Source organism: Corallococcus sp. EGB (assembly GCF_019968905.1).
Lineage (GTDB): Bacteria > Myxococcota > Myxococcia > Myxococcales > Myxococcaceae > Corallococcus.
In genome coordinates, this window is record NZ_CP079946.1 from 3,178,873 (window position 1) to 3,197,713 (window position 18,841).

Below are 18,841 nucleotides of genomic sequence, written 5' to 3' on the forward strand. Positions count from 1 at the left end.
TCAGCTCTTGGTGGGCTTCACGGCCTTCTTCTTCGCGCCGCCCTGGACGGCCGCGGGCTTCACCTTGGCGGTGGGCCGCTCCACCTTGAGCAGCTCCAGGTTCGTCTCGCCGTCCGTGGTCAGCTTGACGATGCCCACGTCCGGCGCGAACCACATGAAGCTCTCCATGGAGCGCCCCTCCGCGCCGGGGCGGCTGGCGCGGGCCGTGGTGATGTTGCGGATTTTCAGCGCCTTGAAGGTCCCCGCCTGGACGGTGATCTCCTCCTCGCCCACCACCGTGGCCTCCTTGTCGAAGGTCGTGGCGATGGTGGGGCGCAGGCCGCCCTTCCTGGCCGGCGGCTGGAGCTTCACAGACAGGCTGTTCTTCCAGGTGCCGCCCGGCACCATCACGGACGGCGCGGGCACCGCCGCACCCTCCGCGTTCACCACCTGGACGTCCATGCCGGACGCGGACAGCAGCGTGCCCTCCAGGCCGCCCAGGCCCGTGCGCACGCCGCTCGCGTCACAGGTGAGGTCCGTCTGCCCGCTTCTCCCCTTCAGGCTCACCGCCAGCGTGGCCTTCACCGTCCCGTCCGTGGCCGGAGCCACGTCCTTCGTCATCAGCACCAGCTCCGACGAGCGGCCCGCCCGGTAGGTCAGCGACAGGCCGTTCTCCATGGGGAACCAGGGGTTCGGACAGGGGGCCGCCGTCGCCGCCGCCGCCATGTCAGACCGGGGTGCTACCTGGGACGTCGGGGACGCGCCCACGAGGAGCGACAAGGCAAGCAAGGGCTGGAACGTAGGACGCCTCCGGAAAGATCGAGTGGAAGGTAGGGTGGGACGACTGCTTTGCAAGGGCGGCGCGGGAACGCTCGCCTACCGGCCTGTAGCACTTGACATAGGGTCATGCGTGGCATGGTCACGCTTGATCCGCGGTGGGGTGCGTTGGTACTCCTGCCGAACGCTGCGGAGCCGATTTTCCGGCCTCGCGCGCGTTTTCACCCGCTTCACCGTCGGCCTGTAGGGAGGCCCGCTGGCATGCGAATCAAGCGCCTGGACATCACCGGCTTCAAGTCGTTCATGGAGCGGAGCGTCTTCTCCTTCGACGAGGGCGTCACCGGCGTCGTCGGCCCCAACGGGTGTGGCAAATCCAACGTCGTGGACGCCATCCGCTGGGTGATGGGCGAGCAGAGCGCGAAGAACCTGCGCGGCCGCGGCATGGAAGACGTCATCTTCAACGGCTCGGAGAACAAGCCGCCCCTGTCCATGGCGGAGGTGTCGCTCACCTTCCTCGTGGATGACACGGACACGCTCGCGCCCCAGTACCAGGGCTTCAGCGAGATCACCGTGACGCGCCGCCTCTTCCGCAACGGCGACTCCGAGTACCTCATCAACAAGACCGTCTGCCGCCTGCTGGACATCACCGAGCTCTTCCTCGGCACGGGCGTGGGCACCAAGGCCTACTCCATCATCGAGCAGGGCCGCGTGGGCCTCATCGTCTCCAGCAAGCCGGAGGACCGCCGGCACCTGCTGGAAGAGGCCGCGGGCGTCACCAAGTACAAGGCCCGCCGCAAGGCCGCCGAGCGCAAGCTGGAGGCCACCGAGGCCAACCTCCTGCGCGTCAACGACATCACCGGCGAGCTGGAGAAGCGGCTCGACACGCTGTCGCGCCAGGCGAAGAAGGCGGAGAAGTACCGCAAGCTCAAGGCGCGCATGCGGGAGATCGACCTGCACTCCGCCAGCCACCGCTCGCTGGAGCTGATGGCGGAGAAGCGCGTGCTCCAGTCGCGCCTGGAGAACCTGGGCGGCGAGGAGCGCGAGGGCCTGGACAAGGTGAAGGAGCTGGAGGAGGCCATCACCCGGCGCCGCGCGGAGCTGGACGCGGAAGGGGCGGCCCTCCAGCAGTCCGCCAGCGAGGTGCACGCGCTGGAGAGCGCCCTGCAGCGCGAGGCGCAGGAGCTGGCGTACGGCCGGCGCGACTTCGAGGAGACCGGCGCGCGCGTGGAGTCCGCGCAGGCGGAGCTGGACGCGCTGCTCGCGCGGCAGGCCGAGGTGGTGCAGACCATGACGGCCCGCGAGGCGGAGCTGTCGGGCATCGCCGGCTCGTACAAGGAAGACGAAGTGGCCATGCAGGTGGCCCTGGAGGAGCAGCGCCGCGTCTCCGTGCTGCAGACCGAAATCTCCCTGCGCCTGGAGCAGGAGCGGGCGGGGCTGGTCGCCGTGGCCACGCGCCTGGCGAACCACGAGAGCAACCTGGTCAACCTCGCGCGCCAGCGCGCGGACCTGGAGGCCCGCCGCGCGAAGCTCGCCGGTGAGCTGGAGGCCCTGCGCGTCCAGGAGCAGGAGCTGGACGCCGTGCGCACCCAGGCGGCCAGGCACGTGGAGGACACGCGCCACCTGGCCTCCGAGCTGGCCGAGCGCCGGGGCCACGAGGAGGAGGCCCTCACCCGCACGCGCGAGGCCTTCACGGAGAACGAGGTCCAGGTCATCGCGCTGCGCGAGGAGCTGAGCGACAAGCGCAGCCGCCTGTCGTCCCTGGAGGACATCCAGAAGAACTACGACGGCTTCGACCGGGGCGTGCGCGCCGTCATGGTGCGCGCCGCGGAGGCCGCCCGCGAGCAGGGCATCTTCGGCCTGGTGGCGGATGTCCTCACGGTCACCTCCTCGCGCTACGAGCGCGCGGTGGAGGCGGCCCTGGGCGAGCGGCTCCAGCACGTCATCGTGGACAGCCGCGAGAAGGGCGTGGAGCTGGTGGAGTACCTGAAGGGCCACGCCGAAGGGCGCGGCACCTTCCTGCCGGTGCCCTCCGGCGAGCAGGCCCGCGCCTACGTGGAGCCGGACCTCTCGCGCCCGGGCGTCCTGGCGCACGCGCTCAAGGAGGTGTCCTGTGAGCCCGCGCTGGAGCCGGTGCTCAAGCTGCTCCTGGGCGACGTGGTCATCGTCCAGGACCTGGCCGCCGCGCGCGAGTACGCGGAAGGCACCCCCACGGCGGTCACGCTCGTCACGCTGGACGGCGAGGTGTTCCGCGCGGACGGCTCCATCACCGGCGGCGAGCGCGAGGGCGCGGCGGTGGGCGCGCTCCAGAAGAAGCGCGAAATCGCCGAGCTGGCGGCGGAGGTCGCCCGGGTGGAGGAGCGCTACAACGAAATCCTGACCCGGCACTACACGCTCCAGAAGCAGATGGGGCAGGCGGAGGCCGTCCTCAAGGGCCTGGGCAAGGAGCAGCACGCGGAGGAGGTCAACCTGGCCAGCCAGGAGAAGGACCTCCACAAGGCGAGCGAGGACCTGGCCCGGGTGCGCGAGCGGCTGCGCTCGCTGGAGGCCGAGGTGGGGCAGCTGTCGCAGAGCCACACCGCGCTCGCCAACGAAGAGGAGTCCAGCCGCGGCGAGGTGGCCCACGGCCAGGCGGACCGCGAGGCGCGCGAGGAGCGCGTGCGCCAGTACGCCAGTGAGCTGGAGGGGCTGCGCCAGCGCGCGGACGCGGCGTCCGCGGACCTGATGGGCCTGCGCGTGAAGGTGGCCGCCGGCAGCGAGCGCGGCGAGTCCGCCCGCAAGGAGCTGGAGAGCCTGGTGGCCCAGCGCCGCGACATGGAGGCGCGCGTCACCCGCCTGCAGAACACCGTGGCGGAAGGCCGCGCCAAGGTGGACACGCTGCAGGGCCGGCTCGCGGAGCTGGAGTCCACCCGCGAGCAGCGGGCGGCGGAGCACCGCGCTGCCGCGGAGGCCCTGGAGGCCCGCCGCACCGCTCACACCACCGCCACGGCGGAGGTGCGCGACCAGGACACCGCCTTCCGCGAGCTGCGCGGACGCCTGGACGAGCTCATGCAGGGCCTGTCGCAAATCACCCTGCGCGAGAAGGAGATTGGCCTGGAGCTGGAGCACCTGGCCGCCGGCATCCGCGAGCGCTACCAGCTGGAGCTGTCCGCGGAGCTGCACAACTACCACCTGCTGGCGCCCCTCTCGCCGGAGGTGGAGAGCGAGCTCAAGGACCTGCGCGCGCAGGTGGAGAAGATGGGGGAGATCAACCTCACCGCCATCGACGAGCACGCGGAGCTGTCCAAGCGCTTCGAGTTCCTCTCCGCCCAGCGTCAGGACCTCACGGCGTCCATCAGCCAGCTGAAGGAAGCCATCGTCCGCATCGACGCGACGAGCCGCGAGCGCTTCAAGCAGACCTTCGACGTGGTGAACGACAAGTTCCAGGCCATCTTCCCGCGCCTCTTCGGCGGTGGCCGCGCCAGCCTCGTGCTGACGCAGGAGGGCCCCAACGGCGAGCCGGGCGTGGAGATTGTCGCCCAGCCCCCGGGCAAGAAGCTCCAGAGCGTCAACCTGCTCTCCGGTGGCGAGAAGGCCCTCACCGCCGTGGCGCTCATCTTCGGCATCTTCCTCATCAAGCCCACGCCCTTCTGCCTCCTGGACGAGGTCGACGCCCCGTTGGATGAGGGCAACGTGGGCCGCTACAACGACATGGTGAAGGAGATGAGCAACCAGTCGCAGTTCATCCTCATCACCCACAACAAGCGCACCATGGAGATCGCCGACACGCTCTACGGCGTCACCATGGAGGAGCCCGGCATCTCCAAGCTCGTCAGCGTGAAGATGCGCGAGGCCTCCGCGCACAACGACGACAAGGTCCCCGCCGCGTCGTAAGGCGCGCGGCAGGGGCAGGGCCCTCCTCGGGGCCCGGTGGCCGGAAAGAAGACGGGCGCCCCGGGATGTCCTCCGGAGCGCCCGTTCTCATTCCAGCAGCCGCGTGCCGCTCGCGCGACTACTTCTTCTTCGCGGGCGTGTAGCTCTTCTTCGGGCAGGCGCCCTGGTCCGCGGCCAGACGCTGCTGGGCGGCGGAGAGGTCCTTCTGGGTGTTGGCGAGGGCCTCCTGGCTGGCGGTCTCCACCGGGGCCCAGTCTTCCTTCTGGGCCTTGAGACCCTGCACCAGCGTCAGCGTCGTCTGGTCCACCGTCTCCTGCGCCTTGAGCGCGTCCACCCACCTGGTGGCGGAGTCCACGAGCGCCTGGCACTTGGAGGCCAGCTCGTCGAAGAGCTTGTAGTCCTTCGTCTTGGTGTACTTCTGCACGACGGCGTCATACGTGTCCGCCGCGTTGGTGCGCGCGCCGAAGGCGATGGCGGACGCGGCGGCCGTCTGGGTGCGCGCCAGCTCCAGCTGGAAGAAGCGCAGCTCCGGCGGCATGTCCGCGGAGGCCTCCACCGGGGCCTGCGAGTTGAAGAACACGAAGCGGAAGGGGAACTTCAGCTCGCCCGAGGTGGACGCCGGCAGGGCGGCGATCTTCGCCTGCATGCAGGACGCCAGCTGGTCGCCCTCGGTGCTGCCGGAGGGCTTGAAGGTGACCTCCGTCGGGTTGGGCTGGCCCTTCACGATGTGGATGTCCGCGGTCAGCACCGGCGGCGTGGACGCCTTGTAGCCGGCGTAGCAGTCACACCAGCTCTTCTGCGCCAGGCGCACCTTGCCGGAGAAGTCCGAGCCCTCGTTGATGCCCATGGTGACCGAGGGGTTGTTAGCGGTGGCGTGGTCGTACTCGTACGTGGTCTCCACCGGCTTCGCGTCCGCCGCCAGCGGCGCGGGCTTCACGTGCGTGTCCAGCACGTTCTGGATGCAGGCGGTGCCGGCCGGGGTGAGGTTCTCACCGGAGACGGCGTTCGTGGCGCCCTGGGCGGTGACGGTGGTCTTCACCGTCACCTTGGTGCTGGCCGCCGGGCCGCGGTTGGCCGGGTCCACCAGGCACTCCAGCACGTCCGGACGGACGCTCAGGAGCGCGCCCACGAGGACACCCTCGTTGGCGGGGGCGGGCAGGGCCTGCTCGTGCGGGAAGCAGGTCGCCAGGTCGAACGGGGGCTGGTTGGTGATGCGCAGCCGCTCTTCCTTGGTCATCTGCTTCTGACCTTCGGCGGCATCGGTCTTCTGCTGGCCGGCACAGGCGGCGGTGAGGATGACGGAGGCGACGGCGAGACGCTTCAGCATGGTGAGGCTTTCTCCCGGTTGGGGTGGTGGGGACTGCGGTCGGGCGCTCACTTCTCCAGGCCCTCGGCGTTCTTGAGGTCCTTGAGGCGGAGCCCGTTCTTCTTCAACAGGCGGTAGAGGCTCTGCATGGACAGGCCGGTGCGCTGCTCCGCGGCCTTCATGTCGAAGGACACTTCGCGCATCACCTCCGCGAAGTACAGACGCTCGAAGTCCGCGAGCACCCGGTCCTTCGCTTCGTGGTACGGCATGCCGGTGACGATGGCGGCCACGTTGGTGGCGGGCTCCGCCCCCTCCGTGCGCTTGGGCGCGTGCGCCAGGAAGTCCAGCCAGCTGGTGTTGCCCGTCTCCTGCATCAGGGCGCCGCGCTCCAGCACGTTGCGCAGCTCGCGCACGTTGCCCGGCCAGTCGTAGCCCTCGAAGAGGGCCAGCGTCTGCGGCGTCAGCTCCAGCGCGGCCTTCATGCCGCGCGACAGGGCCTGCGACAGCGTGGGGATGTCGTCGCGGCGGGTGCGCAGGGGCGGCAGCCGCACGCGCGCCACCGCGAGCCGGAAGTAGAGGTCCGCGCGGAAGCGGCCCTGGCGCACATCCTCCTCCAGGTTGCGGTGCGTGGAGGCGATGACGCGCACGTCCACCGCCACCGGCTGCCCGTCCAGCGACGGCACCTCGCGCGTCTCCAGCACCCGCAGGAGCTTGCCCTGCACGGACAGGGGCAGCTCGCCCACCTCGTCCAGGAAGAGGGTTCCGCCGCGCGCCGCCTCGAAGATGCCGCGCGCGCCCTTGTCCTCGTTCTCCCCGGCGCGCAGCCCGCCAAACAGCTCGCGCTCCGCCTTCTCCTCGGAGATGAGGTTGCAGTCCACGACCTTGAAGGCGCCGTGGCGGCGCAGCGAGTGCTGGTGCACGGCGCGCGCGGCCAGCTCCTTGCCCGTGCCCGTCTCACCCTCGAGGAGCAGGTTCATGTCCTCGCGCGCGATGCGGCGCAATTCCGTGAAGACCCAGCGCATCTTCTCCGAGCTGCCCACGAGTTGCCCGAAGGACTCCGCGCCCGCGACCTCCACCTCCGTCGCGTGGGCGGCCACCTTCACCGCGAGCTTCGTCTTGCCCAGCTCCACCTTGTCGCCGCTGGAGACGAAGGCCTGCAGCACGCGGCGCCCGTCCAGGAACGTGCCGTTGCGGCTGCCGGTGTCGCGCAGCAGCAGGCCCTGCGGCAGCCGCTCCACCTCCAGGTGGCGGCGGCTCACCGTCGGGTCGCTCAGCACCAGGTCACCCGCGGCGTCCGAGCCCACGCGCACCAGCGAGTCCCGCGTCGTGACCTTCTTGCCCTTGTCCGGACCGGACACCACTTCCACAGTCCACTCATGAAGGGGAACGCGAGTGGCCTGGCCTTCGCGCTCCGCGTGGACGGTTTCGGTGACATCCGGTCTGTCAATCATGTTCACGGACCCCTGGGTCTCAACGGGGCGTGGGGGGCAAAAACACCCCTCGTCGCCCTGAATCCCGCCTCTTTAGGGGGGACTGGACACACGGGGCAAGCGGAAGAAGTGGGTCCGGAAACGTCCGTTGAAGGTGAAGACAGAAGGGGCCCGTCCGCCCCTACCGGGGGCGTCGGGCCGGCCTCCTGGATTCCTTCCGCACGTCAGTACGTCGCGGGGGCGTCGCTCGCGGGGAACGACTCCTTGGACTGCTCGTCCACCGCGTCGTCGCCGGGGCCTCCGCCCGAGCGCACGCTGGCGTTGGTGGGGCCCCTCAGCTCGCGCGTGGGCGCCTTCCTCGACGCGCCCTTCGCGGCCTTCGCGGTGCCGCCCGTGCTGGCCTGTGCGTTCATCATCCGCGCGCCCAGCAGGTTCTTGGCGCGCTCGGCCAGGTTGCGCTGCTCCTCCTGCCAGTCGCGGAAGAGCTGCGCCAGCTCCTGGTCCCCCGCGGCCTCCGCGTCGCGCAGGTACTGCTCGCTCACCGACGCGCCCTTGAGCAGGTGGTAGAGCGTGCTGATGAGGTCGTGGTGTTCATCCCGGGTCCCCGTGACTTCCTGTCCACCCGCCATTGGTGCTCCTCCCATGAAAGGGGTGAATGCCCTGGCGAAGAAGGTAGGCATGCACGGATGCGGGTGGCGTCCGGACCCGGGGCCCGGCCGCCTGGCTGCCTATGCGTTGAGCATGGGGTCGAGCTTGCCCTCGCGGTCGAGCGCGGCCATGTCGGAGTAGCCGCCCACGTGCGTGTCGCCGATGAAGATCTGCGGCACGGTGCGCTGACCGTTGCTCATCTCCACCAGCTTCGCGCGGGCGTCGTCGTCTCCGGTGACGTCCACCTCTTCGTAGGCCACGCCCTTGCGCTTGAGCAGGTCCTTCGCCCGCACGCAAAAGCCACAGTAGGTCGTCGTGTAGATCTTCACCGGCTTCATGGTCTTCCTCCCGGGTCTCTTGATGCCAAACCTAAGGGGCGGTTGCGCGCGGGGCCACGGCCTTCGCGTGTGCCTGGCCCCTGGAAACACGACGGCCCCCGGAACCCAGGGGGCGCCGGAGGCCGTCAAGTCCCATCCCCCGAAGCAGCGGGGAAGGGTGGGGCGACTACATGCCCATGCCGCCCATGCCGCCCATGCCACCCATCCCGCCCATGCCGCCGGCGGCGCCGCCCTTGTCGTCGTCCGCCTTCGGGCGGTCGGCGACCATGGCCTCGGTGGTGAGCATCAGCGAGGCGACCGACGCGGCGTTCTGCAGCGCGGTGCGGCTGACCTTGGCCGGGTCGATGACGCCCGCGGCCAGCAGGTCCTCGTAGGTGCCCGTGGCGGCGTTGAAGCCGAAGGGACCCGTGCCCTCCTTGACCTTGTTCACCACCACGCTGCCCTCCAGGCCGCCGTTGCCGACGATCTGACGCAGCGGCTCCTCGACGGCGCGGCGGATGATGTCCACGCCGGACTTCTCGCCGTCGGCGACCTTCAGGTTCTCCAGGGCCTTGAGGCAGCGGATGTAGGCCACGCCGCCGCCGGGCACCACGCCCTCTTCCACGGCCGCGCGGGTCGCGTTGAGCGCGTCCTCCACGCGGGCCTTCTTCTCCTTCATCTCCGTCTCGGTCGCGGCGCCCACGTTGATGACGGCCACGCCGCCCACGAGCTTCGCGAGGCGCTCCTGGAGCTTCTCACGGTCGTAGTCGCTGGAGGTCTCCTCCACCTGGGCGCGGATCTGCTTCACGCGCGCCTCGATCTCCGTCTGGCTGCCCGCGCCGTCCACGACGGTGGTGTTGTCCTTGTCGATGGTGACGCGCTTGGCGCGGCCCAGGTCCTGGAGCGTCAGCGTGTCCAGCTTGATGCCCAGGTCCTCGGCGATCATCCGGCCGCCGGTGAGGACCGCGATGTCCTCCAGCATGGCCTTGCGGCGGTCGCCAAAGCCCGGCGCCTTCACGGCCGCCACGTTCAGCACGCCGCGGATCTTGTTCACCACCAGGGTGGCCAGGGCCTCGCCCTCCACCTCCTCGGCGATGATCAGCAGGGGCTTACCGGCGCGCGCCACCTGCTCCAGGATGGGGAGCAGGTCCTTCATCGAGGAGATCTTCTTCTCGTGGATGAGGATGAGGGCGTCGTTCAGCACGACCTCCATGCGCTCCGGATCCGTCACGAAGTACGGGGACAGGTAGCCGCGGTCGAACTGCATGCCCTCGACCACGTCCAGGGTGGTGTCCAGGCCCTTGGCCTCTTCCACCGTGATGACGCCCTCCTTGCCGACCTTCTCCATCGCGTCCGCGATGATCTGGCCGATGGTGGTGTCACCGTTGGCGGAGATGGTGCCGACCTGGGCGATCTCCTTGTTGCCCTTGGTCGGCTTCGCCAGCGTCTTCAGCTCGGCGGTGATGGCGGCGACGGCCTTGTCGATGCCGCGCTTGATGTCCATCGGGTTGTGGCCCGCAGCCACCAGGCGCGCGCCCTCGCGGAAGATGGCCTGCGCCAGCACGGTGGCCGTGGTGGTGCCGTCACCGGCGACGTCAGACGTCTTGGAGGCGACCTCCTTGACCATCTGCGCGCCCATGTTCTCGAACTTGTTCTCGAGCTCGATCTCCTTCGCCACCGTCACGCCGTCCTTCGTGATGGTGGGGGAGCCGAAGCTCTTCTCGATGACGACGTTGCGGCCCTTGGGCCCCAGGGTCACCTTGACCGCGTCGGCCAGGGTGTTCACGCCGCGCAGGATGGCGTCGCGCGCGCGCACTTCAAAAATGATGTCCTTCGCCATGGTCTGAAACCTCGAAAGGAAAGGGTTTTGGGAGGAAGGGGGGCGGCTTACTTCTCGATGACGCCCAGCACGTCCTCTTCACGGAGGATGAGGTGGTCCTCACCGTCGATCTTGATCTCCGTGCCCGCGTACTTGCTGAAGAGGATGGTGTCGCCGGCCTTGATGTCCATCGGGCGCACCTTGCCGTCTTCCTGCACCTTGCCGTTGCCGACGGCGATCACCTTGCCCTCGAGCGGCTTCTCCTTCGCCGTGTCGGGGATGAAGAGGCCGCCCTTGGTCTTGTTCTCCTCGGCGACGCGCTTGATGATGAGCCGATCCTGCAGGGGACGAATCTTCATGGCTTGCTCCTGTGAATCGCGGCCGCCGGAGGCGGACGGGAGGTCCGGACCGGGATGCCGCAGGGGTTGTTGAAAAAGGGCCTGTGGGCCCCGGCGTTGGCACTCGCACCTGCTGAGTGCTAACGCCCAGGCGCGGCGGATAATAACCAGGGACTTCGACCCGTCAAGCGACGTCGGGACATCTGTCCGGATGCGTCTAAACGCCCGTCCTGATTGGGCTTTTCGGAAAAACATTCCCGCGCGGCACCCTGCCCGCCAGGCCGTCCCCGGTGTCCGGCGGTTGGCACTCGGCCTGCCTGAGTGCCAGCGTAAGTGCTTGATAAGACTCGGGTCGGTTTTGCCTGCCCGGGGGCGGGTGACTAGGCTTGTCACAAGCGTGTCCTGGAAGGTCCGGGCGCCGGCCCGGGGGCCTTCCAGGCTTCATCCGGGAGGTGTGCTCGATGAGCGGACTGGTGACGTCCTCTTCCTCGCTGAAGGAGTTCTTCCGGGAGCTCCTCTTGGAGGTCGCGGCCCGGCAACGGGTGGCGCTGGGCGAGTCCACCGAGTTCTATCTGGTGAACCTGCTGGCGGAGTTCGCGGCCACGGACAAGCTGTTCAGCCGTGACGCGGAGGGACGCCGCGACCACGAGCCGCTGGCGGAGCTGTACCACCGCGCGCTGCAGCAGGAGCGCGAGGAGCGCATCCGCACGCTGCGGCGGCTGGGCGACGTGTCGCTCTACAAGGTCGGCTTCTTCTCGGGCGCGCTGCAGCAGGGGATGGTGGGCCCGGACTACTACATCCAGATGGGCGGCGCGGCGTACGGGCAGGTGGCGGAGCTCGTTCCCGCGGGTGGCTTCACCGGCGTGTACCGCGAGCTGTGCGACAAGTTCCGCTCGCTCGCGGAGGTGCTGGAGGAGATCGGCGCGCGCGGCCTGGTGAGCGCGGGCCCCGCCGGGGCGCTGCGCGTCTATGAGACCTGGGCCCGCACGGGCAACGACAAGCTGGAGCGCGTGCTGGTGGACGCGGGCTGGGTCCCGCGCAAGGGGTCGCTTGCCAACTGATACCGGGGAGTTCCCGCTCGTGGGCCGCCTCCAGGCCCACCTGGAGGCCATCTACGGCTTCCGGTGCGAGGCCCGTGCGGAGGCCTTCGTCGTGGTGGACGCGGAGGTCGCCGCGCTCCTGGGCGGCACCGGACGCGTGCACGAGGAGCTCCTGGTCCTGGAGGCCCGGGGCGACCTGGAGGTCGCGCTCTACCTGGACGCCTCCCTGCGCGAGCGCATGGCGCGCTACGCGGGCAGCCCCCTGGGCTCGGTGCTGGAGGGCGACCTGGACGGCTACTGCCAGGTGACCGAAGGCGTCAGCCACTTCCTCTACGTGGCGCACACGGCGCACTACGAGCGCACGGTGTCGCTGCTGGAGCTGGAGGCCCAGGCGGAGGTGGACAAGTTCGTGGTCTGCCTGCTGCACCGCTGGGGGGAGGGCGTGGCCGCGTGGGCGCGGGAGCTCTTGACGCGCCTCTTCGACCGGGTCGCGTACCAGCCCCTGCTGTCGGCGGAGGAGCGCTGGCGCTACGAAGAGGCGAACCGGCTGTCGCGGCGCTTCTGCGCGCGGCTCATGCCGCACGTCGAGGGACTGCGGCTGGACCGGCTCCTCGGCGACCTGCGTTATGCCTACCGGCTGGGGGCGGAGGCCAAGCTGCGCCACTTCGCGCATGGCGGTTGAGGGTCCCCGGCCACCGCCCGCTTCGGGTAGGGTGGAGCCATGCCACGCGAGGCGTCCTCAGGAGGCATTGTCATCCGCTTCCAGGACGGTGCCTGGGTGGTGGCCGTCATCCGTCCGCACGGGCGCCACCTGTGGGCGCTGCCCAAGGGGCACGTGGACCCGGGGGAGACGCCGGAGCAGACCGCGCGCCGCGAGGTGCGGGAGGAGACGGGCCTCACCGCCGTGGCGCTGCTCGCGCCGCTGGGGGAGATCCGCTACGTCTACCAGTTCCGGGGGCAGCGCATCTTCAAGCGCGTCCACTTCTTCCTCTTCCGCTACGAGGCGGGAGAGCTGGGGCCGCTGCCGGGGCCGCGCGTGGAGGTGGACGAGGTGCGCTGGATGCCGCTCGAGGGGCTGATTCCGGCGCTGGGCTACAAGGGTGAGAAGGCCGTCGCCGGCCGGGCGCTGCGGTGGATGCGCGCCCAGGGCCTGGCGCCCGGGGCCCCTCCCCCCGTGGAGGGGAAGGAGCCGGGGTAGGGGAAGCTACTTCTTGGCTTCCTCGCCCACGTACTTGCCGGACAGCGCCTCGCGCACGTCGCGGTCGAACTTCACGCGCTGGGTGGCGACCTCGCGCAGGGCGAGCACGGGGGGCTTGTTCTTCGAGGTCTCGATGATGGGGCGGGCGCCGGCCATCAGCTGGCGCGCGCGCTTGGCGCCCAGGAGCACCAGCGCGAACCGGTTGTCCACGTAGGGAAGGCAGTCTTCAACGGTAACGCGGGCCATGGAACATCCTTCTAGGCTCTGACCGAGCCGGTGGAAGCCTCTCAACCTAAAGAGCACCCCTGGATCAGTCAAGGAAGGATGGCGCGCCGCGAAAGCACCGCCGGGCCGCCCAGCCGGGTGCTGCCTCCCCGCCTGCCCATCCCTGGCGAGCGCCCGCCAGCCAGCCCACTCACACACGACGTGTTGGCTGTCGTAAGCTTTCTTCTCATCCTCCGGAGTTTGAGAGCGCGCGCCTCAACGGATCCGAAGGGGTGCGTTTTTTCAGAGTAGGGAATGGGACGCCAGGGTGGGTCCACATCACCCCGTCTCCGGCACGTTTCCGGGGTGCGGGCTCGCAAGAGGAGGTTCCGCATGAGCGCAGGGGTGTCTCGCGGCGCCGGCCGTTCCGGGCGGGTGGCGGGGGGTGGGGTGGGGGCTTGGGGGGGCGTGGCCGTGGTGAGCGGGCCGGTGCTCGTCACGGGGCCCACGGGCAACGTGGGGCGGGCGGTGGTGCGCGCGCTCCTGGCGGAAGGGGTGCCGGTGCGCGCGGCGGTGAAGTCGCCCGAGCACACGGTGTCGCTGCTCAAGGAGATGGACGGGGACGTGATGCCGGCGCCGCTGGACTTCCTGCGGCCGGAGACGTTCCTCCCCGCGCTGGAGGGTGTGCGGGGCGTGTTCCTGATGCGGCCGCCGGCCATCGCGCACGTGGAGGGGGTGCTCAACGCGTTCATCGACGCCGCCGCGACCCAGGGCGTGAAGCAGGTGGTGTTCCTGTCCATGGCTGGCGCGGAGACGCGCGCGTGGGCGCCGCACCATGCGGTGGAGGAGCACCTGAAGCGCTCCCGCCTCGGGTGGACGCTGCTGCGTCCGGCGTTCTTCGCGCAGAACCTGGGGGACGCGTACCGCGAGGACATCCGGCAGGACGGCCGGCTCTACATGCCCGCGGGCCACGGCAAGGTGGCCTTCGTGGACGTGCGCGACGTGGGGGAGGTCGCGGCGCGGGCGCTGCTGGACACGTCGCTGCGCAACCGCGCGTTCACGCTCACCGGGCTGGAGGCGGTGACGTTCGACGAGGTGGCGTCCGTGCTGTCGGAGGTGCTGGGCCGGCCCATCCGCTATGTGCCCGCGTCGGTGCCCGGCTACGTGCGCCACCTGCACCAGCGCCGGCTGTCCTGGGGCCAGCTGGGCATGCAGACGCTGATGCATGTGGGGCTGCGCTTCGGGAAGGCAGAGCAGGTGGACCCCACGCTCACCAACCTGCTGGGCCGCCCCACGCGCACGGTGCGCCAGTACATCGAGGACCACGCGCCCCTCTGGCGCTGACGGCCCTCAGACGTACCAGAGCGCCCAGGCGATGAGCACGGCCTGCAGGGGCAACCGCGCCCACAGCAGTGCCCGGGGAATCTTCCGGAACTGCTCCGGGTGCCGGGCCATGTGGAGGTTCGCGGGGAACACCGCGACGAACAGCGCCACCAGCCCCCAGGCCGCGAGCCGCGTGGTGGCGGGCACCAGCAGGAAGATGCCCAGGAGCACCTCCGCCACGCCGCTCAGCAGCACCAGCTCCCGGTGCCAGGGGAGATACGGCGGCATGATGCGCATGTACACGCGGGGCTTGAGGAAGTGGTTCACCCCCGCGGCGATCATGAACAGCGCGAGCACGTACTGCAGGATGAGCTTCACGTCCATGGGCGGTGGGGCTCCTCGCGCGGCATCGAACCCTGCGCGAGGCGCCTGCGTCCACGCCTACTTTCCGGCGAACGCCTCGCCCACGATGGCGCGCGCCTCCTGGACGATGGCGTCCAGGTGCGCCTGGTCGCGGAAGCTCTCCGCGTAGATTTTGTAGACGTCCTCCGTGCCGGACGGGCGCGCGGCGAACCAGCCGTTCTCCGTCGTCACCTTGAGTCCGCCCAGGTCCGCGTTGTTGCCCGGCGCGCGCGTGAGGCGCTGGAGGATGGGCTCGCCCGCCAGCGACGTGGCCTTCACCGCCTCTGGCGACAGCTTCTTCAGCGCGGCCTTCTGCGCGGACGTGGCCGGTTGATCGATGCGCGTGTAGAGCGGCGCGCCGAACTTCTTCGTCAGGTCCTGGTAGTGCTCGCCCGGGTCCTTGCCGGTGCGCGCGAGGATCTCCGCCGCGAGCAGGTCCAGGATGATGCCGTCCTTGTCGGTGGTCCACACGGTGCCGTCCTTGCGCAGGAAGGACGCGCCCGCGCTCTCCTCGCCGCCGAAGCCCAGCGAGCCGTCCAGGAGCCCGTCCACGAACCACTTGAAGCCCACCGGCACCTCCACCACGCGGCGGCCCAGGTCCTTGCCCACGCGGTCGATGAGGCTGCTGCTCACCAGCGTCTTGCCCACCGCCGCGTCCGCCTTCCAGCCCGGGCGGTTGCGGAAGAGGTAGCTGATGGCCACGGCCAGGTAGTGGTTCGGGTTCATCAGTCCCTGGCTGCGGGTGACGATGCCGTGGCGGTCGGAGTCCGTGTCGTTGCCGAACGCGAGCGCGTACCGGTCCTTGAGCTTCACCAGGTTCGCCATCGCGTACGGCGACGAGCAGTCCATGCGGATCTTCCCGTCGTGGTCCGCGGGCATGAAGCCGAAGGTCGGGTCCACGGTGGGGTTCACCACCGTGAGGTCCAGGCCGTACTTCTTCGCGAGCGGCTCCCAGTAATGCAGGTTGGAGCCACCGAGCGGATCCGCGCCCAGCTTCAGCTTCGCGCCCCGGATGGCCTCCAGGTCCACCACGTTCACCAGGTCCGCGACGTACGGCGTGATGAAGTCGTAGGGCTTCACCGAGGCGCTCGTGCGCGCCTTCTCATACGGGACGCGCTGCACGCCCTTGTTGCCCGCGGCCATCAGCTCGTTGGCGCGCTTCTCCACCAGCGAGGTGACGTTCGTGTCCGCGGGGCCGCCGTTGGGCGGGTTGTACTTGATGCCGCCGTCCTCCGGCGGGTTGTGGGACGGGGTGATGACGATGCCGTCCGCGAGCCCGCTCCTGCGGCCCCGGTTGTACGTGAGGATGGCGTGGGAGATGACCGGCGTGGGCGTGGCGCCGTCCGTATAGCGGACCTCCACGCCGTGGGCGGCCAGCACCTCCAGCGTGGTGCGCTGGGCGGGCTCGGAGAGGGCGTGCGTGTCCATGCCCAGGAACAGCGGGCCGTCATAGCCCTGCTGCTTGCGGTACTCGCACAGGGCCTGCGCCACCGCGAGGATGTGCGCCTCGTTGAAGCTGCGGCGCGCGGCGCTCCCCCGGTGTCCGGAGGTGCCGAAGGCCACGCGCTGCTCGGCCACGGACGCGTCGGGCGTGTCATCGTGGTACTGCGCGCGCAGCTTCTCGGGGTTGATCAGCTGTTCGGGCGGAAGGGGCTTGCCAGCGGAAGGGTGTGCCATGACGGGGCGCCACCCTAGCCGCGCGCGCTTTCCAAAGGGGAGGCGAAGTGGCGTCCCCTGTCGGGCGCTACACCCGCCCTGACGCGCTCCGTCCAATAGCGGGCGGGAGCGCGGGCAGTCCGGACGGGGCCGCGTGTCCCGAAGGCGTCAGCGCGCCACGGCGACGGACGCGGGCGGGGCGGCCTCGGGGGCGGGGGGCTCGTCCTCCTGGGGCTGGGCGGCGGTCTCCGGCAGGAACATCAACAGCACCAGCGCGGGGAAGGCCGCCGCGGCGGTGAAGGCGAAGAAGGTGGGCCAGCCCATCCATGTGGCTAGGTAGCCGGACACGGAGCCGATGAGCCGGTTGGCGATGGTGCCCAGCGCGGACAGGAGCGCGTACTGCGTGGCGCTGAAGCTCTTGTGGCACAGCGACATCAGGAAGGCCGCGAACGCCGTGACGCCCAGGCCCGTGCACACGTTGTCCACGGCGATGGTGCCCGCGAGCATCAGGTCGTTCTTGCCCACCAGCGCCAGCGCCATGAAGGCCAGGTTGGTGAGGCCCTGCGCGGCGCCGAAGATGAACAGCGCGCGGCGCATGCTGAGCTTCACCATCAGCACGCCGCCCAACAGGCCTCCGCCAATGGTGGCCAGCATGCCGAGCGTCTTGCTGAGCGCGCCAATCTCCGTGTTGGAGAACCCCAGCTCGATGTAGAAGGGCGTCACCATGCTGGCGGCGATGGCGTCCCCCAGCTTGTAGAGCACCAGGAACGCGAGCACCCCCAGCGCGTACTTGCGGCGGAAGTAGTCCACGAAGGGCCGCACCACCGCGTCCGCCAGGTTGCGCGGAGGCTTCACGCTCTGCGGCTCCGGGGCCAGCAGGGTGGCCACCACGCCCACGCCCATGAGCAGGCCCATCACGTGGTACGTCATGGACCAGCCCAGGTGGTCCGACAGGATGAACGCGAGCCCGCCCGCCACGAGCATTCCCAGCCGGTAGCCGGTGACGTACATCGAGTTGCCCAGCCCGCGCTCCTCCAGGGTGAGGATGTCCGTGCGCCACGCGTCCGCGACGATGTCCTGGCTGGCGGACAGGAACGTCACCACCACGGTCATGCATGCCATGGCGACGGGGGTGTCCTTCGGGTTCACCAGCCCCATGGCCGCGATGGCGCCCATGAGCAGCAGCTGCGTGAGCAGCATCCAGCCGCGGCGCCGGCCCAGGAACGGCAGCGTGTAGCGGTCCATCAGCGGCGCCCAGAGCACCTTGAACGTGTAGGGCAGCGCCACCAGGCTGAAGACGCCAATCGTCTTGAGATTGACCCCCTCGTTCTTCATCCACGCGGACAGCGTGACGCCGGTCAGCCACAGGGGGAGGCCGGAAGCGAAGCCGACGGCCATCAGGAGCCAGATTCGCCGGCTCTTCAAGACGGTGAGAAGCGAGGAGTTGGGCATGGGGGCGCGGGGAAACAGCCGCCAGCATAGAGAATCCACCCGGCCCGTCACCTTCCTCGGGGCTGGGACTGTCCGCCCGGCTGCTGTCCGGGCCGAAGCCCGGGCGCCTCTTCAGGGCGTGACGTCCAGCGCGGACACGTCCGGGCAGGTGGCGCGGCTGCCCTCGGTGGGGGTGATGAAGTCCCAGTTGCGCGCCATGAAGGTGACGCGCGTCTGGGCGTCCCAGCACTCCGTGTACTTCGCGCCCTTCGCGTCCCCCTCCAGGATGTTGAGCACCAGCACGCCGCGGCCGTCCGGCGTCCAGCGTGCCACGATGTCCAGCGTCTCCAGGAGCCCGCCGGGAATCAGGTCCTCCCCGGGCAGCCGGAACGCCATCTCTCCCAGCCCCTCCGGCGTCCGACGCGACGCATAGCGGGTGTCCGGTGTCGCGGCACCCACGTCCGTGAAGAGCAGCTCCACGCGGGTGGGCAGCGCCTTCGTCTGGTAGTCGATGTCCAGCCGGTCCACCGCGTTCGCGTCCCCGCCGGTCTCGAAGCCATGCGCGCGGGCCGCTTTCAGGTCCAGCGCGAGCGTGCCGGTCCCCTTGCGGATGCCGCCGCCCGCCTTGAAGGTGCCAGGCAGGTAGGTCCACCACTCGCCCTCGCCTCCGCCCCGCGGACGGAACTGGAGGAGGTAGGCGAAGGAGGTGTCCTGGCGCTCCATCACGAAGCGCAGCTCGTGGCCCGGGTGGTCCTGGGCGGGGAAGGGGCCCCAGATGCGCCGGTCGGCTTCGCGCGTGGTGGGCGGGGCGTTGCGGACCAGCTCCAGCAGGGCGAGCAGCGCGTCCACGCTGGTGTTGAACCGCTTGCCCGCGATGTAGGCCTGGAGGGCCAGCCGTGACGTGCCGCCCAGCACCTGCGCCGCTCCCAGCCGCTGGACGCTCGTGCCCAGGTCCTGGCCGGAGCGGGCGGAGGCCGGCAGCTTCGCGGCCAGGTCCTCGCGCTGGGGCAGGGCGTTCTGGAACTCCAGGTCGTCGTTGGAGAAGTCGCCGCCGCATGCGAGCGCGAGGACGCAGGGGAGGGCCAGGGCAAGATTTCGCATCA

17 protein-coding genes are annotated in these 18,841 nt (G+C 70.0%); 5 read left to right on the forward strand and 12 right to left on the reverse strand.

Features of this window, described 5'->3' with window-relative positions:
- Complete coding sequence (locus tag KYK13_RS13645) at positions 1-705, reverse strand: hypothetical protein (RefSeq protein WP_223644779.1); 705 nt, start codon at positions 703-705, stop codon at positions 1-3.
- Between the two features lie 312 nt (positions 706-1,017).
- On the opposite strand from KYK13_RS13645, the gene smc reads away from it, so the two are divergent.
- Positions 1,018-4,626, forward strand: coding sequence for a chromosome segregation protein SMC (gene smc / locus KYK13_RS13650; protein WP_223644781.1), 3,609 nt, complete (start codon positions 1,018-1,020; stop codon positions 4,624-4,626).
- Between the two features lie 118 nt (positions 4,627-4,744).
- Here the strand turns inward: smc and KYK13_RS13655 are convergent, their stop codons facing one another.
- The 6 genes from KYK13_RS13655 to groES form a co-directional block, all read right to left on the reverse strand.
- Complete coding sequence (locus KYK13_RS13655) at positions 4,745-5,953, reverse strand: hypothetical protein (RefSeq protein WP_223644783.1); 1,209 nt, start codon at positions 5,951-5,953, stop codon at positions 4,745-4,747.
- 47 nt (positions 5,954-6,000) lie between these two features.
- Complete coding sequence (locus KYK13_RS13660) at positions 6,001-7,383, reverse strand: sigma 54-interacting transcriptional regulator (RefSeq protein ID WP_223644785.1); 1,383 nt, start codon at positions 7,381-7,383, stop codon at positions 6,001-6,003.
- A gap of 203 nt (positions 7,384-7,586) precedes the next feature.
- Positions 7,587-7,991 carry a hypothetical protein gene (locus KYK13_RS13665; protein WP_223644787.1) on the reverse strand — a complete coding sequence of 135 codons (405 nt, stop codon included), beginning with the start codon at positions 7,989-7,991 and terminating at the stop codon, positions 7,587-7,589.
- Between the two features lie 99 nt (positions 7,992-8,090).
- The gene (gene grxC, locus KYK13_RS13670) at positions 8,091-8,348 is read right to left on the reverse strand and encodes a glutaredoxin 3 (protein WP_223644789.1); all 258 of its coding nucleotides are present in this window, start codon (positions 8,346-8,348) and stop codon (positions 8,091-8,093) included.
- A 166-nt stretch (positions 8,349-8,514) separates the two neighbouring features.
- Positions 8,515-10,167, reverse strand: a complete 1,653-nt coding sequence (groL, locus tag KYK13_RS13675; protein ID WP_223644791.1) for a chaperonin GroEL — start codon at positions 10,165-10,167, stop codon at positions 8,515-8,517.
- Between the two features lie 47 nt (positions 10,168-10,214).
- Positions 10,215-10,505, reverse strand: a complete 291-nt coding sequence (gene groES, locus KYK13_RS13680) for a co-chaperone GroES (protein ID WP_223644793.1) — start codon at positions 10,503-10,505, stop codon at positions 10,215-10,217.
- 440 nt (positions 10,506-10,945) lie between these two features.
- Between groES and KYK13_RS13685 the strand changes: the two genes are divergently transcribed.
- Genes KYK13_RS13685 through KYK13_RS13695 form a run of 3 tightly spaced genes read left to right on the forward strand, consistent with a single transcriptional unit; the run spans position 10,946 to position 12,722 of the window.
- Positions 10,946-11,545 (forward strand): hypothetical protein, encoded by a 600-nt coding sequence (locus KYK13_RS13685; protein ID WP_223644795.1) that lies wholly within the window; start codon positions 10,946-10,948, stop codon positions 11,543-11,545.
- Positions 11,535-12,206 carry a hypothetical protein gene (locus KYK13_RS13690; RefSeq protein WP_223644797.1) on the forward strand — a complete coding sequence of 224 codons (672 nt, stop codon included), beginning with the start codon at positions 11,535-11,537 and terminating at the stop codon, positions 12,204-12,206. Before KYK13_RS13685 ends, KYK13_RS13690 begins: the two co-directional genes overlap by 11 nt.
- 39 nt (positions 12,207-12,245) lie before the next feature.
- Positions 12,246-12,722, forward strand: coding sequence for an NUDIX hydrolase (locus KYK13_RS13695; protein ID WP_223644799.1), 477 nt, complete (start codon positions 12,246-12,248; stop codon positions 12,720-12,722).
- Positions 12,723-12,728: 6 nt separating this feature from the next.
- On the opposite strand, the gene rpoZ is transcribed toward KYK13_RS13695, so the two are convergent.
- A complete protein-coding gene (rpoZ, locus tag KYK13_RS13700) occupies positions 12,729-12,968 on the reverse strand; it encodes a DNA-directed RNA polymerase subunit omega (protein ID WP_014395366.1) in 240 nt (79 codons plus the stop codon).
- A 351-nt stretch (positions 12,969-13,319) separates the two neighbouring features.
- Between rpoZ and KYK13_RS13705 the strand changes: the two genes are divergently transcribed.
- A complete protein-coding gene (locus tag KYK13_RS13705; protein WP_223644801.1) occupies positions 13,320-14,270 on the forward strand; it encodes an SDR family oxidoreductase in 951 nt (316 codons plus the stop codon).
- A gap of 6 nt (positions 14,271-14,276) precedes the next feature.
- Here KYK13_RS13705 and KYK13_RS13710 read toward each other — a convergent pair whose 3' ends face one another.
- The 4 genes from KYK13_RS13710 to KYK13_RS13725 form a co-directional block, all read right to left on the reverse strand.
- Entirely contained in the window at positions 14,277-14,633 is a 357-nt protein-coding gene (locus tag KYK13_RS13710; RefSeq protein WP_223644803.1) for a DoxX family protein, read from the reverse strand.
- A gap of 57 nt (positions 14,634-14,690) precedes the next feature.
- Complete coding sequence (gene pgm, locus KYK13_RS13715) at positions 14,691-16,328, reverse strand: phosphoglucomutase (alpha-D-glucose-1,6-bisphosphate-dependent) (RefSeq protein WP_223644805.1); 1,638 nt, start codon at positions 16,326-16,328, stop codon at positions 14,691-14,693.
- 147 nt (positions 16,329-16,475) lie between these two features.
- Complete coding sequence (locus KYK13_RS13720) at positions 16,476-17,705, reverse strand: AmpG family muropeptide MFS transporter (RefSeq protein WP_255654235.1); 1,230 nt, start codon at positions 17,703-17,705, stop codon at positions 16,476-16,478.
- Between the two features lie 165 nt (positions 17,706-17,870).
- Positions 17,871-18,839 (reverse strand): hypothetical protein, encoded by a 969-nt coding sequence (locus KYK13_RS13725; protein WP_223646606.1) that lies wholly within the window; start codon positions 18,837-18,839, stop codon positions 17,871-17,873.
- Positions 18,840-18,841 lie beyond the last annotated feature (2 nt).

Coding starts and splice junctions, on each gene's coding strand:
- KYK13_RS13645 (WP_223644779.1), bottom strand. CDS start 705: ATGGCGGCGGCGGCGACGGCGGCCCCCTGTCCGAACCCCTGGTTCCCC.
- smc (WP_223644781.1), top strand. CDS start 1,018: ATGCGAATCAAGCGCCTGGACATCACCGGCTTCAAGTCGTTCATGGAG.
- KYK13_RS13655 (WP_223644783.1), bottom strand. CDS start 5,953: ATGCTGAAGCGTCTCGCCGTCGCCTCCGTCATCCTCACCGCCGCCTGT.
- KYK13_RS13660 (WP_223644785.1), bottom strand. CDS start 7,383: ATGATTGACAGACCGGATGTCACCGAAACCGTCCACGCGGAGCGCGAA.
- KYK13_RS13665 (WP_223644787.1), bottom strand. CDS start 7,991: ATGGCGGGTGGACAGGAAGTCACGGGGACCCGGGATGAACACCACGAC.
- grxC (WP_223644789.1), bottom strand. CDS start 8,348: ATGAAGCCGGTGAAGATCTACACGACGACCTACTGTGGCTTTTGCGTG.
- groL (WP_223644791.1), bottom strand. CDS start 10,167: ATGGCGAAGGACATCATTTTTGAAGTGCGCGCGCGCGACGCCATCCTG.
- groES (WP_223644793.1), bottom strand. CDS start 10,505: ATGAAGATTCGTCCCCTGCAGGATCGGCTCATCATCAAGCGCGTCGCC.
- KYK13_RS13685 (WP_223644795.1), top strand. CDS start 10,946: ATGAGCGGACTGGTGACGTCCTCTTCCTCGCTGAAGGAGTTCTTCCGG.
- KYK13_RS13695 (WP_223644799.1), top strand. CDS start 12,246: ATGCCACGCGAGGCGTCCTCAGGAGGCATTGTCATCCGCTTCCAGGAC.
- rpoZ (WP_014395366.1), bottom strand. CDS start 12,968: ATGGCCCGCGTTACCGTTGAAGACTGCCTTCCCTACGTGGACAACCGG.
- KYK13_RS13705 (WP_223644801.1), top strand. CDS start 13,320: ATGAGCGCAGGGGTGTCTCGCGGCGCCGGCCGTTCCGGGCGGGTGGCG.
- KYK13_RS13710 (WP_223644803.1), bottom strand. CDS start 14,633: ATGGACGTGAAGCTCATCCTGCAGTACGTGCTCGCGCTGTTCATGATC.
- pgm (WP_223644805.1), bottom strand. CDS start 16,328: ATGGCACACCCTTCCGCTGGCAAGCCCCTTCCGCCCGAACAGCTGATC.
- KYK13_RS13720 (WP_255654235.1), bottom strand. CDS start 17,705: ATGGCCGTCGGCTTCGCTTCCGGCCTCCCCCTGTGGCTGACCGGCGTC.
- KYK13_RS13725 (WP_223646606.1), bottom strand. CDS start 18,839: ATGCGAAATCTTGCCCTGGCCCTCCCCTGCGTCCTCGCGCTCGCATGC.